Consider the following 16,133-nt stretch of genomic DNA (forward strand, 5'->3'; position numbering starts at 1 on the left):
GGGTTACTTTCATCTCCGCTCTTCAGGACTCACCTGTCCTCCCCCTTCAGAAAGCCATTCACATCCAACCAGTGCATAAAGGCCTCAAACCAACGGTTACTGGTACGATCGGGGTTTCCCAGGCCGAAACCATGACCACCATTTTGGTAAAGGTGAAACTCTACCGGTACACCCGCTTGGAACCAGGAGCGGATCACACCAAATTGTCCGTTGAACAGAAAATCATCACTGGCAATTACATTGAACATCGGAGGCGCATTCGCTGGCACATCTACTTCTCCCATACCCCCATAGACCGGACCGATAAAGGCCAAATCCATGGTCTCCGAGTTGAGTGTACAGTGCATGGTAAGTCCGGCACCTGCCGAAAAACCGATCATGCCTATCCTGTCGGTATCTACTCCCCACTCTTCGGCACGCTCAACAATCATGGCATAGGCAGCTTCTGCATCTTCAAGTTGATCGGACAGGTTCCTGCGAGGTCGTGGAGGAGCTTCTCCGTCTTTGGTCGATTTGGATGCTTCATCAAAGGTTCTATTCATAGAATCGCTGAAGTCTTCCAAGGATTCGGGGGTCGGATGAAGCCTGTATTTGAGCACAAATGCCGTGATCCCCTGCTCGGCTAGCGCTTCAGCCACTTCCCAGCCTTCATTATCCAAGGAAAGCCATCTAAACCCTCCTCCGGGCGCTACGATCACTGTAGTACCGTTAGCCTTGCCGGATTCCGGGAAGAAAGGGGTTAGGGTGGCGGTACTGATATTTCTGGCCATCGGGTCGCCCCATTGACGAAACCAGGTCTCCGGAGAAGGTTGGTCTTCCACACCTCCTGTACCAAGTGGGATTGCATTGGGTTCCTCCGGGTTGTCAAGTGGGTAAATGGTTCCATCCTGCGCCATTGTAGCTTTGGCACAAAAGAGCAATACTCCTGTAAGGACAGTTTTAGCGAGGGTTTTCATCATATATAACATCATCAAGTTATTTAAATAGGTTAAAATTAATCGTGTATATCATAGGATTTGGTCTCATAAAAGCTGGTTTCTCCAAGTCCCTTCCATCGAGCCAGCAGGCAATTTCATAATCATCCCCTAGCCTGCACTTGTGCTTCCCCCGTATCACTTATCCATCACCACCGTGGTAATGCTCTTAGCAGGAAGTGCCACCGTTACGGTTTCCTCTCCCAAAGTCAACTTGGTCTCTTCCTGCATCTTTGTCACAGATGTGGTATAGGAAACCGCTTCGCTGATATTGACGGGCAGATCCAACCATACTTCAGGCAAAGGGTTTTCCTCCCAGTTGATCAGTACGACTACTACTTGATCATTCCCCTCATAGGCGGTGATTCCAAGATTGGCACTGGTACCCGTATAGTTGGCCCAGATCCTTTCATACCCCGGTCGCACATATTTGGCAAATTGGGCCATGGCATGGCCTCTGCGTAAGGTCTGCTCCCGCGAAGTTCCCTGCTCTCCATCGCCCAGAAAGGAATAAAACCTGCGGATATACCACCAGATATAGGCATTCCAATTGGAGGTCATGGCACCATGGATGGTTTCCAGCATACCCATGGATTCCTCCCAAATGACCGCTTCCTCGGTATTCCAGTTATTGATGTCCACTCCACTGTTTTGGTTCATCAGGTATTCGGTCATCCATACTTCCACCCCTTTTTCCTCGGCCAGAGGATAAGGTGCTAAACCGGACCCGTAAATATGACCAGACACAATGTCCAGGTTTTCTAAAGCATCGGAATCGTTTAGGATTTGGTCGGTATAGGATTGTTTAAAGTTAAAAGATTCGGCAGCAGTCAATTGGGCTCCTTGGATAGCGTCTCCGTGGTTTTTAATGAAATCATACACCTGGTCAACCGTCCAGTCACAGGATTCGTAGCTTACCTGAATATCTGGTTCGTTCTGAATGGAAACCACATCCACCGGCGATCCTTCTCCAGCCATAAACTGGACAAAATCATTGAGGTAATCTGCATAGTCGGCATAATGCGCTTCCAAAAGATGGCCTCCAATAAGGTCATGATTACTTTTAAATGCCGCAGGTGGAGACCAGGGGGAAGCGATGATTCTTGCACCATATTTCCGGGCTTCTTTTACCGTCTCTACCAAGGCCGGCCAGTCTTCCCTAACCGGCGAAAGCCTAACCCGGTAAATGGAAAGTCCTAGCTCCCCCGCTCCAGTGCCAAAGGCCAATTTGATCTCTTCGGCATTCAAATAATCAAAACCCCACATCATATTGCCCCCGCCAAAACCGGATATGGTCTGAAAACGGGTATTGGGATCGAGGTGAACCATCACCGGATCAATTTCTTTAGCGGCCTGGGTCAACACCACCGAATGGCTGATATCCTCATCCAAAGACCGCAGCTCCAACCGCACCACATTTTGACTCGGCTGGGGATTCTCTTTCAATCGGATCGTTACTGCAGTGCTAGTAGCCTCAATGGAAACATTGCCGGCAGTTCTGGGCGTGATCTGATCGATAAAATCCTCTCCTTCCAGCACTTCTTCTACCCGGATATTCCATTGGGTATAAGCCCAATCCACGTTCACAGAAACACTGCCACCACCTGCGGGCAGTCCTTCTTCGGACAAAGTCTCCGCTTCCCATTCGAGCAGGGCTGCTTTATCCACTTTGTCAGTATCCTCCACACAGGACAGCATCATTAAAGGAGTGAGGACATAAAGTCCCCACTTCCTAAGGTTGATAGGTTTGAATAGGTATTTCATATGTTTATAAAAGTTTTTCAACGGTCATATGGAATCTCGTATGGTTGATAATCGTCCCTCTGTGTGATATTCTTTCTCATGCTCGATTTCATGGCTTAGGGTCAATTGTTTTTTTATTGGTAAGTAAACCTTGCAGGTTTGGAATTGCAGACTCCTGAAATAGTGAAACTTGAAACACATAAAACCTGGAAGGTTTTTAGAAATTCCTATTCTAAAACAGGTATTGCATCATTGGCTCTGGTGGCATACAGGCCGATCATATTACCCGTAAATCCACCTGCCACATTGGTAGAAAGAATATCCCCGGACACGGTTCCACCCAGGTTTTGGAAATCCGTTCTGTTGGTGGAATAGCTGAATTCGAAATCATCTCCTTTGGCGCTCACTCTTAATGAAATAGGGTTTTTGAGATCAATTTCAGTACTCGCCAAGATTTCAGACTCTACCTCACGGTTTCTTCCTCTGCCCTGTGCTTCAGTCCGCTCCAGCAGCAATACATTTTTCTTTCCTACTTTGGTAATCCCAAACACATAGTTGAAGGCCTCACTCTGCACACAGGTCAACCCTGCCAGGTCTTTTTCCGACTGGGGCTGGTATTCCATGGTAGTAGTAAAGGAAAAATTCTTATGCTGCTGTCTGTGAAAGAGCGTGGAAGTAGGCTTGACCTCTTTGATATTGGCATTAAAAGGTTTGATCTGCAGACCGTCGTTGGTTTTGGCAATAAAGGCTTCCCTTGGGCCTCTCAACCCGATCCAACGATAGTCCAGTTTTTCGGAAGTAAAATCTTCTGTGAAAGTAAAGTTGCCATTAGGGAAAAAACCTTCCTGCCCGGTTTTGTTCTCCACGTCTTTGGGCATTTTCAGTTTGGGCTCCATAGGCACCAATCCATTTTCAAAAACCGGAAAGTCACCTGACCAATCCACTGGGAGAATAAACGTTTCCCGCCCGGTATTTACCCTGTTTTTTTCGTTGGGTCGAATGCCCAAGAAAACACCATAGTATTTACCATCAGGTCCTATGGTCAAATCCGCATGACCCGCCCAATCCACTTTGTTTTGTCGGTTCTGTGACAAATGGCGCTGGCTCAAAATCGGGTTGCTTGGTGCAGGTTTGTACGGCCCTTTTGGGTCATCACTGACAAAAACCACTTCACTGTGCCAGCCACCGGTGCCTCCCTCGGCACACATCAAATAATATTTATTGTCCTTCTTGTAAATATGTGGCGCTTCGATCCATATCGGCTTTTTGGCCAAGTCCACACCGCCATTTACAATCACTTTGTCCGTTCCGGCAATAACCTGGTCCTTTTCCAGGTCATACTCCCAAAGCTTGATTACTCGGTGACCGTTATACAATTCTTCTCCCTGCGCCGGGGCGTCATTGTGCACCACATAGGCCTTGCCGTCCTCATCAAAGAATATGGCGGGGTCAATACCCTCAAAATTCAATTTATACGGGTCACTCCAGCCTTTTTTCGGATCCTTGGTCTTGACCACGAAATTTCCCAAACCTCCGGCAAATGCGGTAGTAATCATATAGAACGTGTCATTGTAAGGATTATATCGGATGTCTGGAGCATACACTCCCCCGCTTATTCCCGTATCATGCACATCCAACTGCGAAGTCCTGTCCAATACATGGCCGATCTGGGTCCAGTTCACCAGGTCATTGGAATGGAAAATAGGCACCCCAGGGAACATGGCAAAGGAGGAAGCGACCAGGTAATAGTCATCCCCCTTTCTGGCGATGGCCGGGTCAGGGTAACAGCCTTGGAGGATAGGGTTGTAAAATTCATCCGGTCCAAGTGGATTTTCCTCGTAAACCCGATCATTTCCCTGATAGATCACTTGGGTAAACAACGGGCTGCTTTCAGTATTTTGTCTGGCCAAAACTTGATTAGAGGCAAAAATTGCCCACAAAAAAGCCAATAGGATAATAGGTTGATTTTTCATTTTTATTGTCTTAAGATTGATTCAATATATTTTTGGTTAAAGGGTCTGCCCGACCATTCAGGCCACTGCTCCGTGCCTTGATCGTGGTCTCTTTACGGGTTGGCAGGACAAGTTTGGCAGGTTGCCTATTGCTTTATTCAGAAAACATCCAATAATCAAAATATAAAATGTCTTTAGGGGCATTTCCTTTATACACAAAGTAAAGGTCATGTACGCCCGAAACTTCCTTTATTGCTTCATTGACCAGTGCCCATCGGTCACTGCCACCGGTAAGCGGCACAGCCACTTCAGCGATAAGTTCACCTTCCAGACTATCGAGCCTTACCTCAATGCTTACGTTCCCATTATGGGTGGTTCCGGCCCTGACATTGATCATCTCAGCACCACTGTCTCTAAAATCCACACCTTTCACCACCGAATAGGCTCCGCTATAATCCACTTTGATAAAATTGCCCACCACCTTATTTTTTGCTGCACTGATCCCTTCTGACCAAGCCATGGTCTCCGCCTCGTTCTTCCTGTATGGATTCAGTAACGAAAGGCCTTTGGAGATACCATTGGTCATTTTGAGGGGACCAATGGTATCGTCCTCATTGAACTTCACCTCTTCTATGCAAACCGACCGGGTGAATCCTCCTCCACCCGGCAAGGCACCATTATGGTAGAAGAAATAGGTCTTCCCCTTAAAGTCCACCATTGCAGGGTGGTTGGTAAAACTCCCCCCCTCTGTAGGCATCAGTACCCCTCTATATTCCCAGGGGCCCGTAGGATGCTCACTGGTCGAATAACCAATATGCTCGGGCAAAGGCCCTGCGGCGAACAATAAATAATACAGTCCATTTCTTTTGTACATCCATGGTCCCTCTTCGTAGGTTGTAGGCCTTTTCGGGTCTCCTTCTCTTTTTCCAAAGGCCTCGGTGGTAGTTGGAAATTGTTGGATTTCCCCTTGGTAGGAGATCATGTCCTCATTCAGTTTCACATAATAACAAACAGGATTTCCCCAGATCAAGTAAGCCTGCCCGTCATCATCCACAAAAACAGTCGGGTCAATATCGGCCATGCTGTTATAGATCAGCGGCTTTCCCAAAGGATCGAAAAAAGGGCCGTAAGGACTATCGGCCACCGCTACACCGATGCCGTTTTTGTTTTCATGACTGGTAATGGGCACATACATGTAGAATTTACCTTCCCGCTCAATGCACTGAGGCGCCCAGGCATTCATCTTACCCCAGCTGAAATCCTTGTAGGACAGTACTGCTCCATGATCTGTCCAGTTGATCATATCCTCGGTCGTGTACAGCTTCCAGTCGTTCATGGTAAACCAAGTGGATCCATTTTCATCATGGCTGGTATAAAGGTAGAGTTTATCCTGGTACACCATGGGTGCGGGATCTGCTGTGTAACTGGTCTGGACAATTGGGTTTTGTGCTTTTGTTTGCATAATGCCCGTACCTGAAATAAGCACGAATATTGTGATTATTCTGAAAAGAAATTTCATCATTTATCAGGGTTTTCTATTTAGTAAATTTCCACCAATCAAAATTGAACAAGTCCTTTTCTCCTCTAAACACAAAGAACAGGTCATGGACATCCTTAATATCGTTTACCGGTGCAGTCACGGTCTTCCAGATGTCACCTTGACCTTTGGCATCTATATTAACCGTTCCGATTAACGGCCCACCAATATTGCCGACACGGACTTCAATTTCCCCTCCATACAATGAAGCAACACTTACCTCAATCGCCTTTGGACCATCGGAAAAATCTACACCTTGCACCTTGATATAATCTCCATTATGAATGGAGGTAACAAACAATCGGTCTGCAATCTTTTTTCCTTTGTCCCAGGCGATATTCCTTTCCCACTCAGTGGCAAATTCTGTTTTAACACCCTCACTCCAGGCCATCGTTTCTGCTTCGATGCGGTCATACGGGTCAAAAGCACCCACTTGCATAACATTCTTGGACCAAAAAAGGTGTTTCTGAAGGGTCCCATCAGCATTGTAGGTCAACTCTTCCAGACAAATGGAGCGCCTTTCGTAATGCTTTGACATCGTTTGTTTCAGAATATTATAATTAAACCCAAACACATAGGGCTTACCTCTGTAGTCGATAATTCCCGGATGGTTTCCGTTTGAGCGTTTGTCCCCCTCCATTATCATCCCTTTGTACTCCCACGGCCCCGTTGGAGAATTGCTCATGGCATAACCGATACCTTCCGGACAACAAGTCGAGGCGTAAGCCATATAATATTTCCCTTTTCGTTTCCAAACCCAGGGTCCTTCTTGGTAATTATCTGGCGTAGAAGAATCTTGAACAATCTTTCCCGAGTAAGAAATCATATCATCATTCAATTTCACGTAGTAAACCTTAGGGTTTCCCCAATATAGGTATGCCTGTCCATCATCGTCAATAAACACGGCAGGATCAATGTCATGGTCACTGTTTTTGATTAAAGGTTTTCCAATAGGATCTTTGAACGGCCCATAAGGGCTATCCGAAACCAAAACCCCTATACCTACTCCACCAGGCATAGGACAATAGAGATAGAATTTTCCATTACGCTCTATACAGTGAGATGCCCAGGCTCCATTGTCATTCGGAACCCATTCAAAATCTTTCAGGGATGCCACAACTCCTTGATCGGTCCAATTGACCATATCGGTCGATGTGTAGAGCAACCAGTTCCGCATTTTAAAGCCAAATGCATCATCTTCGTCGTGACCGGTATATAGAAAAACAGTATCGTTGTGAACCAACGGAGCCGGATCAGCAGTGAATTTTGTCTGTATTATCGGATTTTGGGATTTGGCTTTCAGACAAATCACCCCCATCATGAACACTGATAATGCCAGTTTCTTATAGATTCTTTTCATTTTGCTGTTAGTTAGCGCGTTAATACAAAACCTCCCCTTGGCTGGATCGTAATGGTCAATTCACCACTTTCCCCGACTTCAACGGTATGGAGTGTCGGTTGCCTTTTCTTGTCGTCATTATACAGGGAAACCTGCTGTCCTTTTAGCATAGGAAGATCGATTCTCAAAGTCTTGGCACTGCTCTCAGCATTGACGCCGGCGATGCACCAATGCTTTCCACTTCTCCTCGCCAGCACGGTGTATTTTCCCGGATACCCATCAATAAAGACCGTTTCATCCCAGGTAGTGGGCAGCCTTTTTAAAAAGTCCAACTCAAATGCCGGTACGTCGGTCAGGTTGTTTGGTGTCAGCCCAAACATTTGCACGGGATTTTGAAAAAGCACCCCTGTGGCCAATTGGAAGCTATCGGTGGTCAAGCGCTGTTGGCCTTTATTGTTTCCCCTGTTGAGAAATCTATTGAGCAAAACCCCACCAAACTCCATGCTGCCCACCGTATTTCGGATAAATGGGTGCAACGAGGCATAAAACGCTTCCTTTTCCCTGACATCCTGGGAAAAAACAAGCATCTCAGAAGCGAGAACTGCCTCACTCCCTACAAAATTGGGGTACATCCTCTCCCAACCCCTTGGAAGGGTCGTTCCATGGAACATCACCATCAGTCCATGATCATTGGCATCCACGAGAATGTCTTCATACATACGCATGGTCTCCTGCTTGTCCCCACCAAAAAAGTCCACTTTCAATCCTTTTACCCCAGCCTCTTCCAGCCACTTCATTTCCTGCTTTCTGGCGATGGACGTGTTCATCTTGTTCAGCGGTGTCTGAAAGGCATCATTGGCTGTCCCGTTGGAATTGTACCATAGGAAGACACCCACATTTTTGGAATGGGCATATTGGATGAGCTCCTCCATTCTTTGATAGCCTATCCTTTCATCCCACCAGGCATCGATCAGGATATATTCAAAACCCATGGCCGCGGCCAGGTCAATATACTTCACCTGATCGGCGTAGTTCATACTGTTGTCCTGCCAGACAATCCAGCTCCAGGTGCCTTTCCCATATTGGTAAGGTTGGGAGGCTTCATATAGTGGCTCCACCACATCAAACGGAACGGTAGTCTCCACAATCGGCTTGAGGGATTCCCCTACCGTAATCGTCCGCCACGGGGTATAGCCGGGGAGGCCTATTTGGGCGCCCGTGCTGCCAAAACCATTGTTTTGCTCCATTTGGGGAAATTCCACGGTGTACATTCCATCTTTGAAGCTACTTAAGTGTGCCCCATTATAATTGCTGCCTACTCCGGTTTCGGATAGCAATACCCACCCATTTTTCGCGATTTTAAATAGCCCTGGAAAAACATAGCCAAATTCCGCAGTAGTACTTTCCAGATCAGCATCCGTTACATAACCACTTTCATAACTGGGAGCCGTACGGGCAAAGCCGGTCATCGGCTTCATCATGGGAGAAAGAAAGGCGGAGCTTTCTGCAGGAAACCGAAACCCGGTCAATTCCCGCTCTATCACGGTTGCCCTGGTATCTTCCCATTTGTGCAATTCATACCGGAATGCGATATCATGGTCACTCACTTGAAAATGAAAAGCGATTTGTTTTCCTTCTTGATTCTTGACCGTGTAGGTCAAGGTATTGGCCCGGTACGCCACATTAGACACCTTGATCTTATCTTGGGTGTAGTGCTTATTGACTTCATCCATTTTGGCATCTACAAAACTCACATTGGAGGTAAATCCCCCCTCATTGGTGATCAGTCCCAAAGGGGAATTCTCCAGCATTGCTTTATCCTGATAATGAACCGCATATTGGGCCATGCCGCTGCTGACAGACACGACGACTTCAAGGTTGCCATCAGGACTGGAAACGGTCTTGGGATGTTGTGCACCCGCTTCCACAGTTAGCACCATGATAAAGGCAAATAGAAGTGGGAAAGAGATAATTTTCATTTTCGGAATGTTGAATATTTTGGATATGGCATTTTCTTTTCTTTTCTTTTCTTTATAATTTAAAAGGGATCCAAAACCAGCCAGGTTTTATAACTAATTTTTTGAATTCATAACTATGGGAGCCTATTGAAAAAGCAAAGGAGCAAAGGCGTAAAGATCATGTCTCCACACCGGCCAGGTATGGCCTCCGGGATATTCACTGTAGCGATACTCTATCCCCATCTTATCAAACTCCCCAAGCATTTTCTCACAGTTGTCATGGGCGATATCTTCCTCTCCGCCCATGGAGATCCAAAGAAGGCTTAAGTCATTGTTGATCTTTTCTGTATTTTCCTTCATAAAGCCATACTGGCCTTCGGCGATGGTACTTTGCCGTTGGGAGATCCATCCTGAGCTGAACACACCCAGACAGGAAAAAAGATCAGTATTGTTTATCCCCACATAAAGTGTCTGTATTCCTCCCATGGAAAGCCCGGCCAATGCCCTGTTTTCGGCTCCTTCCAGGACTCGATAGTGTTTCTCCATATGTGGGATGATGGCATTCTTCAGCTCGTTTTCGAACAGCTGCAACCCTCTCTCCTCAAATGCAGCGACGGGCATATTTCCATCTGGCATGACCACCAGCATCGGACTGGACTTTCCTTCGGCAATAAGGTTGTCAAGGATAAGGTCTGTCTTGCCCTGTTGCGCCCATCCCCTTTCATCCTCTCCTCCTCCATGCAAGATGTAAAGCACTGGGTATTCCCGGTCGGTGTCCTGGTCATAGCCGGGAGGGGTATAAAGAAAAAAACTTCTCAATGACCGTAATACAGACGAATAATACCTTACTCGCCTGACTTCCCCATGGGGAACGTCCTTAACCGCATAATAATCGTCTCCCTTGAAAGGGACTTCAATACCACTGGCCATCCTTCCCATGCCATAAAACGTTTCGCTTGCAGGATCAGCCACCGCCACACCGTCGATCAACAGGGAATAATAGTGAAATCCTTCTCCCAATGGATCTGTGGTCACTTCCCACTCCCCTTCTTTATTTTTGGCCATAGGGTATTTTTTTTCCAGGTCGAGCTGGACATTGTCAGCTTTTGGTGCTTTTACCTTAAACTTGGCCCTTCCATCCGGCATGATTTGTGGGTATTTCGCTCCTCTTACGTTGGTCTCCGCAGGCATTCCCAATGGACTGTACTGGTCGAATTTGGATTGGTCCACCGGCTTGAACAAAAGCTTGGAAAACATGTAAAGGCCGTTTTTCCATACCTTAAAATCATGACCACCTTCTTCGATATAAAAAATATGGGGCACATCATGGTTGGACAAATAGTCATGGGTGCGCTGGCTGAACCCAAGTAGGCCGTCCTGGTCACCACAAGAGATCCAAAGCAACCTTAATTGCTCCTTGGTGGCTTCAGGATCTGGGACAAGTTCCTCCGGGCTTTTTGTATTTGGTGCAGCCGAAAAACTCCCCACCCAGGCAAACTCCCCTAGGTTCCCCAAACCAAAATTCAGGGTTTGGCCTCCTCCCATCGAAAGCCCCGCGATAGCACGATGCTCACGGTCTGCCAGAACAGGATAAGTATCCTCCACAAACGGAATCAGGTCATCAAGCAGGTCATCTTCAAATGTCGCAAAGGCCTCCACTTTATCCTTGGCCATGATGTTTCCCGTGGCACGATCATCTTTCATGGCCCGTCCGTTGGGCATCACGATGATCATGGGTTCGGCCATTTTTTTTGCAATAAGGTTATCCATGATCACTTGTGGCTGGCCCCCGCGCAACCATTCGGTTTCATCTCCACCAATCCCATGCAGCAGGTACAGGACGGGGTATTTCTTATTCTTGGAGAAGTTTGGCGGAGTGTAAACAACCGCTTTACGGGCAGTGCCCACTGTTTTTGAATGATACTCCACCGTATCCAGTTTTCCATGGGCAATAGCCCCTTGCACTTGGTCAAAACCCACGGGAGCTTCTTTTTCCAATTGCTGAGCGTATCCACCAGCTGCGCTCAACATGAAGATGATCAAGAAATAGGTTGTTTTTTTCATGGTCCGTATATATTAATATCCTAAAATTGAAAGCATTTGGTTCCCATATCGTCTACCCAGTTTTCGATATCCTGCTGCTGAAAAATGTAATCCATCCGAAATGGCCTCACAATCTTCTGAAGAAATCACATGTGCCGAGGGAATCACCACTGGCAAAGTGGCCAATATGGCGTTCATACTCGCACATTTCCCTCCTTGTGCCGCACTGACCATTTCCCCGGCAAGTAAAGGGACCTCTTCTGCGACCAAGTCCAGGTCTGAAAGGAGGTTTTCATACACCCCCCTCACCTTTTTTGGCCATTGTTTGTCCCCCGTGTTGGATTCTCCCTGATGGAGCAATATCCCTTTGACCACCCCCTCTTTTTGGGCCTTCTTTGCCAAATCCACTAAATGCCGGTAAGGGTTGCCATCATAGGCGTTGATCATATTTAGCATCCATTCTGGAGCCGTTTCCACGTAGGTCTTGTAGTTATCCTTTTCAAAAAGCTCAATTTTACAACCTCCCACCGAAACGTTGATCACCCCTACACGGATACTGTCCGGTAGGTTTTCTACCAAGATCCTTCCAAAATAATCCACTGGTGTCAATCCCGTATGGCATCTGGTCAAGGGCGGTACGGCAGGGTACCAATTGCCCTTTTCCCGTTTCAGGTCTGGACAATCGATCGCTTGCAGCACCTGAAACCTTGGATCCACCTGGGCATCTTGCTCTTCAAACTTTGCTGCTCCTTCCATATTGGACTGGCCAAAAGCAAGAAAAACATAAAAATTCTTGTCCTGCGCATGGCCAGAATGTCCTAAGGCCAAAATGACCACTATCAATAAGAATTTCCCCAATAATAGTTTCATGTTGTTGTTTTAAGGTTTTTTGATGATTTAGTTTCGGTAAATGATGTCTTGTTAAGACCACTCCCTTATTCTACTGGGCTTACACCCTCTTTGGTCTGCTTTACTTTTTGGATAGTCCCATTAGGATTATAGTACATATAATCCACACATATGGACCTTCGGTGACTGCCTCCAGTTGGTAATACGCCGTTGTGGTAAAAGAAGTAATCCTTGTCCTTGTATGCGATGATTCCGGGATGTACGGTAAAACAGTTGGGTACATTTTCCATGATGATGCCTTGGTATTCCCAAGGCCCTTCCGGGCTGGTGGCCGTACAGTATTCTATCATTTCCGGTTCGGTACCTGCACTGGCATAGACCAAATAGTAGCGATCTTTTCTTTTGTATACCCAAGGGCCTTCTATGAAATTTTTTGGCTTAAAATGGTGGATCGGCCCATCCAGTTCGACCATATTGTCTTTGAGCTTCGCCCATTTGCAGCTTCCGTTTCCCCAATAGATATAAGCCTGCCCGTCATCATCAATGAAAACGGCCGGATCAATATCGTCCCAACCATGCTCATTATCTGTAGTCATTTCATTGACGATCAAAGCTTCACCAATAGCGTCCTGAAAAGGGCCTGTAGGGCTATCGGAAACGGCCACTCCTATAGCCGCTCCTCCATTGCTGCGATCATCATTTTTGTGGAAAGTGGACACGTACCAATAAAACTTCCCACCTTTCTCCACGCAATGGGCAGCATAGGCATCTCCTGTTGCCCAGGTAAATGTCTTTGGGGAAAGTGGGGCACCGTGGTTGGTCCACGAGACCATGTCCGTAGAGGAAAAAACCAACCAATCTTTCATTTGGTAGTTGGTAGCATCTACCGAGGCCGTATCATGACTAGTATACAGAAAGACGGTATCATGGTAAACCAAAGGTGCGGGATCGGCGGTAAAAACGTCACGAATAATAGGGTTCTGTCCATAGGATTTTCCGAAAATCCCTGTGCAACAAAGAAGAATCAAATAAATTATCGTTTTCATCAAACTAATGCTTTTCGTAAACAATCAATAGCTAATTATGGTCCCAATATCGGGAGGCCCAAGCAATCCAAGTACTCCAGTTTGGACCGGTGGAATGGCCACCTGCGTGCTGTCTGAAAGCCACTTCTCCATCGGTCATTGCAGCGCCCAATTCCGGAAAACCCGGAGGTGCTATTGGCACCTTATAATGATCATCTAGCTTGGAGTTCATATGTCTCTCCCGGTTCGGTGGACAAGTCGTATTCATAGATTTTATCCAAGAACAGGGGGGCCATTTCAGCTTTGGGAGAGACTAGGGCCGATTTTACTGAAGGAGTCTGATAAAACGGATTGCTGTTTTGTCCAGTAGCTGGCCGTAGTCCCTTTCCTTCCAGGCGAAAATAAGATCGGATCCGGCATTGACCTCCCAGTGAAGATTGGATAATCACCCGCTTTGGCCTCTTCTTCTCCCAGGCCATTTCCACTTCGAATCCGCCCCTTGTGCGGAGGCCGGACACAGCTCCTTTATCCCAAGCGGTCGGGAGTGCCGGAAGAAGGTGAATGGCACCATCATGACTTTGCAATAACATCTCAGCGATACCCGCCGTACAACCAAAATTGCCGTCAATCTGAAACGGAGGATGCGCATCGAACAGGTTAGGATAAGTGCCTCCTTTTTGCGTACCATCTTTCTGGACCGAAGGAGATAACTGGTCCTTGATGAGCTTTAGGGCATGGTCTCCATCAAGCAAGCGTGCCCACAGGTTGACTTTCCATCCCATGGACCAGCCAGTGGATTCATCCCCTCTTGCTTCCAAGGAAGTTTTGGCTGCCCGAAACAGCTTTGGAGTACGGTATGGTGAAATTTGACTGGATGGGTACAGCCCATAGAGATGGGAAACATGACGGTGGCGGTCCTCGGGATTATCCCAGTCATACATCCACTCCTGCAACTGCCCCCATTTGCCAATCTGCATTGGAGGCAATTGGGCCATTGCTCTCTGGATTTCCCCGACCAGTGGCTGATCTATTTGCAGCAATTGGGCTGCTTGTACGGTTTTTGCAAAAAGGTCGAACACCAGTTGGTTGTCCATGGTATTTCCGGCACCTACAGACGCTCCATGGTCTAATGAGGGGGCGTTTTCTGGAGAAATGGAAGGCACGACTACCTTCCAGCCATGTTGGGGATCGGTTTTTAGAAAATCAAGGAAAAAACTACTGGCTTCTTTGATAATAGGATAAATAGACCGGAGGTAATGTTCGTCTCCTGAGAAAGCATACTTGTCCATCAGGTGTTGGCACAGCCATGCCCCGCCCATGGGCCACATACCCCAAAACGCACCGTCTACCGGACCGGTGATCCGCCAGATATCCGTATTGTGGTGCATTACCCAGCCTTGGGCTCCGTACATATCACTAGCGGTTTTTTTACCGGCCTGGGAAAGCTCCCTGACCATCTGCACCAATGGCTCATTCATTTCGGAAAGATGGGTGATTTCCGAAGGCCAATAATTCATCTCTGTATTGATGTTTACGGTGTACTTGCTGTCCCAGGCCGGATTGAGCTGGTCATTCCATATCCCTTGCAAATTTGCCGGTTGCCCCCCGGGCCGGGAAGATGATATCAACAGGTACCTGCCAAACTGGAAATACAGGGCCACCAGCTGCGGATCGTCTCTTTTCGAAAAGTTTTTTACCCGCAGGTCGGTGGGATCCTTTGCCGCTTCACTTTCTCCCAAATCCAACGAAACCCGGTCAAAATATTTCCGGTAGTCCTGTTCATGGTCCTTTCGTATTTCTTCATATCCTCTTTTAATGGCCTTGTCGAGATAGTTCTTGGACAATCGGAGAGGATCACCAGTGATGTCATTAAAATCCTTATAATTGGTAGCCATGGAAATGTAAAGGGTGGCGGTATTGGCATTGCTGACCTCTATTCCATTGGCGGTTTTGCCCGAGGTTCCTCCTGAATGTTCCACCCTCACCCTTGCACTGAATTCCACTCCTCCCTTGATGCCTTCATGGTCCCCGGAAACGCCAGTCATCAGCAATTCTCCGGCATCGGCCGCTTGCATTTGATAAGATCCTGGGCGGTCCATGGAAGCAATAAAGCTCATTGCACCTGGCCTGTCGGCAGTTAAATGCATGACTATGACTTGGTCGGGATGTGAGGCCAATACCTGGGTGGTAAAATGGGTATTACCCTTTTTATATTGCGTAGTCACCAGTGCTTTTTGTAGGTCTAGCTCCCTACGATATCCTTTTACCTCCCGCTTATCGGGAAAAAGAAGTTTTAGCTGACCCATGGTCTGATAGGGCATTCCATTGATACCGGTAAAAAACGTTTCATTGATCCGTTGTTGGGCCTGATCATATTTCCCATCAAAAATCATTGCCTGCACCTCAGGCTGTGCCTGCTTTGCCGCTGGATTGTCATTTCCATGTGGTCTACCTGCGTATAGGGTATTCTCATTCAGCTGGACCACTTCCTGATAGGGATCGCCAAAAACCATAGCGCCAAGCCTGCCGTTTCCCACCGGAAGTGCTTCCACCCATGATCGGGCCGCCTCATCATACCATAGTTTAAGTTCCTGGCCTTCTTGGCCAAAACAGTACGACTGACAGCCCATCCCAATTAAGCATCCGACCATGAACTTCCTCCATAAAGTCATGGGATTCTTTCCCTTTGTTTTATATTTTTTTAGCATCGTCA

General features: G+C 47.2%; 11 protein-coding genes. All 11 read right to left on the reverse strand.

Annotated elements, in window-relative coordinates; genetic code table 11:
* Positions 1–29: 29 nt before the first annotated feature.
* Complete coding sequence (locus tag FKX85_RS19285) at positions 30–956, reverse strand: alpha/beta hydrolase (RefSeq protein ID WP_394345023.1); 927 nt, start codon at positions 954–956, stop codon at positions 30–32.
* Positions 957–1,112: 156 nt separating this feature from the next.
* A complete protein-coding gene (locus FKX85_RS19290) occupies positions 1,113–2,738 on the reverse strand; it encodes a glycoside hydrolase (RefSeq protein ID WP_141616279.1) in 1,626 nt (541 codons plus the stop codon).
* A 206-nt stretch (positions 2,739–2,944) separates the two neighbouring features.
* Positions 2,945–4,690 carry a glycoside hydrolase family 43 protein gene (locus FKX85_RS19295; protein ID WP_141616280.1) on the reverse strand — a complete coding sequence of 582 codons (1,746 nt, stop codon included), beginning with the start codon at positions 4,688–4,690 and terminating at the stop codon, positions 2,945–2,947.
* 133 nt (positions 4,691–4,823) lie between these two features.
* Complete coding sequence (locus FKX85_RS19300) at positions 4,824–6,191, reverse strand: glycoside hydrolase family 43 protein (RefSeq protein ID WP_141616281.1); 1,368 nt, start codon at positions 6,189–6,191, stop codon at positions 4,824–4,826.
* A gap of 13 nt (positions 6,192–6,204) precedes the next feature.
* A complete protein-coding gene (locus FKX85_RS19305) occupies positions 6,205–7,566 on the reverse strand; it encodes a glycoside hydrolase family 43 protein (protein ID WP_141616282.1) in 1,362 nt (453 codons plus the stop codon).
* An 11-nt stretch (positions 7,567–7,577) separates the two neighbouring features.
* Positions 7,578–9,524 carry a glycoside hydrolase family 97 protein gene (locus FKX85_RS19310; protein ID WP_141616283.1) on the reverse strand — a complete coding sequence of 649 codons (1,947 nt, stop codon included), beginning with the start codon at positions 9,522–9,524 and terminating at the stop codon, positions 7,578–7,580.
* Between the two features lie 123 nt (positions 9,525–9,647).
* Positions 9,648–11,567 carry an alpha/beta hydrolase-fold protein gene (locus FKX85_RS19315; protein WP_141616284.1) on the reverse strand — a complete coding sequence of 640 codons (1,920 nt, stop codon included), beginning with the start codon at positions 11,565–11,567 and terminating at the stop codon, positions 9,648–9,650.
* A gap of 12 nt (positions 11,568–11,579) precedes the next feature.
* On the reverse strand, positions 11,580–12,416 hold the full coding sequence (locus FKX85_RS21580) for a sialate O-acetylesterase (RefSeq protein ID WP_141616285.1): 837 nt from the start codon (positions 12,414–12,416) through the stop codon (positions 11,580–11,582).
* A gap of 65 nt (positions 12,417–12,481) precedes the next feature.
* Positions 12,482–13,441: a glycoside hydrolase family 43 protein gene (locus FKX85_RS19325; RefSeq protein WP_141616286.1), complete on the reverse strand. Its 960-nt coding sequence runs from the start codon at positions 13,439–13,441 to the stop codon at positions 12,482–12,484.
* Positions 13,442–13,472: 31 nt separating this feature from the next.
* Positions 13,473–13,652 carry a hypothetical protein gene (locus tag FKX85_RS19330; RefSeq protein ID WP_141616287.1) on the reverse strand — a complete coding sequence of 60 codons (180 nt, stop codon included), beginning with the start codon at positions 13,650–13,652 and terminating at the stop codon, positions 13,473–13,475.
* The gene (locus tag FKX85_RS19335) at positions 13,633–16,128 is read right to left on the reverse strand and encodes a glycoside hydrolase family 95 protein (RefSeq protein ID WP_229239693.1); all 2,496 of its coding nucleotides are present in this window, start codon (positions 16,126–16,128) and stop codon (positions 13,633–13,635) included. The genes FKX85_RS19330 and FKX85_RS19335 overlap by 20 nt, the downstream gene beginning before the upstream one ends.
* Positions 16,129–16,133 lie beyond the last annotated feature (5 nt).

It is taken from the genome of Echinicola soli (assembly GCF_006575665.1).
GTDB lineage: Bacteria > Bacteroidota > Bacteroidia > Cytophagales > Cyclobacteriaceae > Echinicola > Echinicola soli.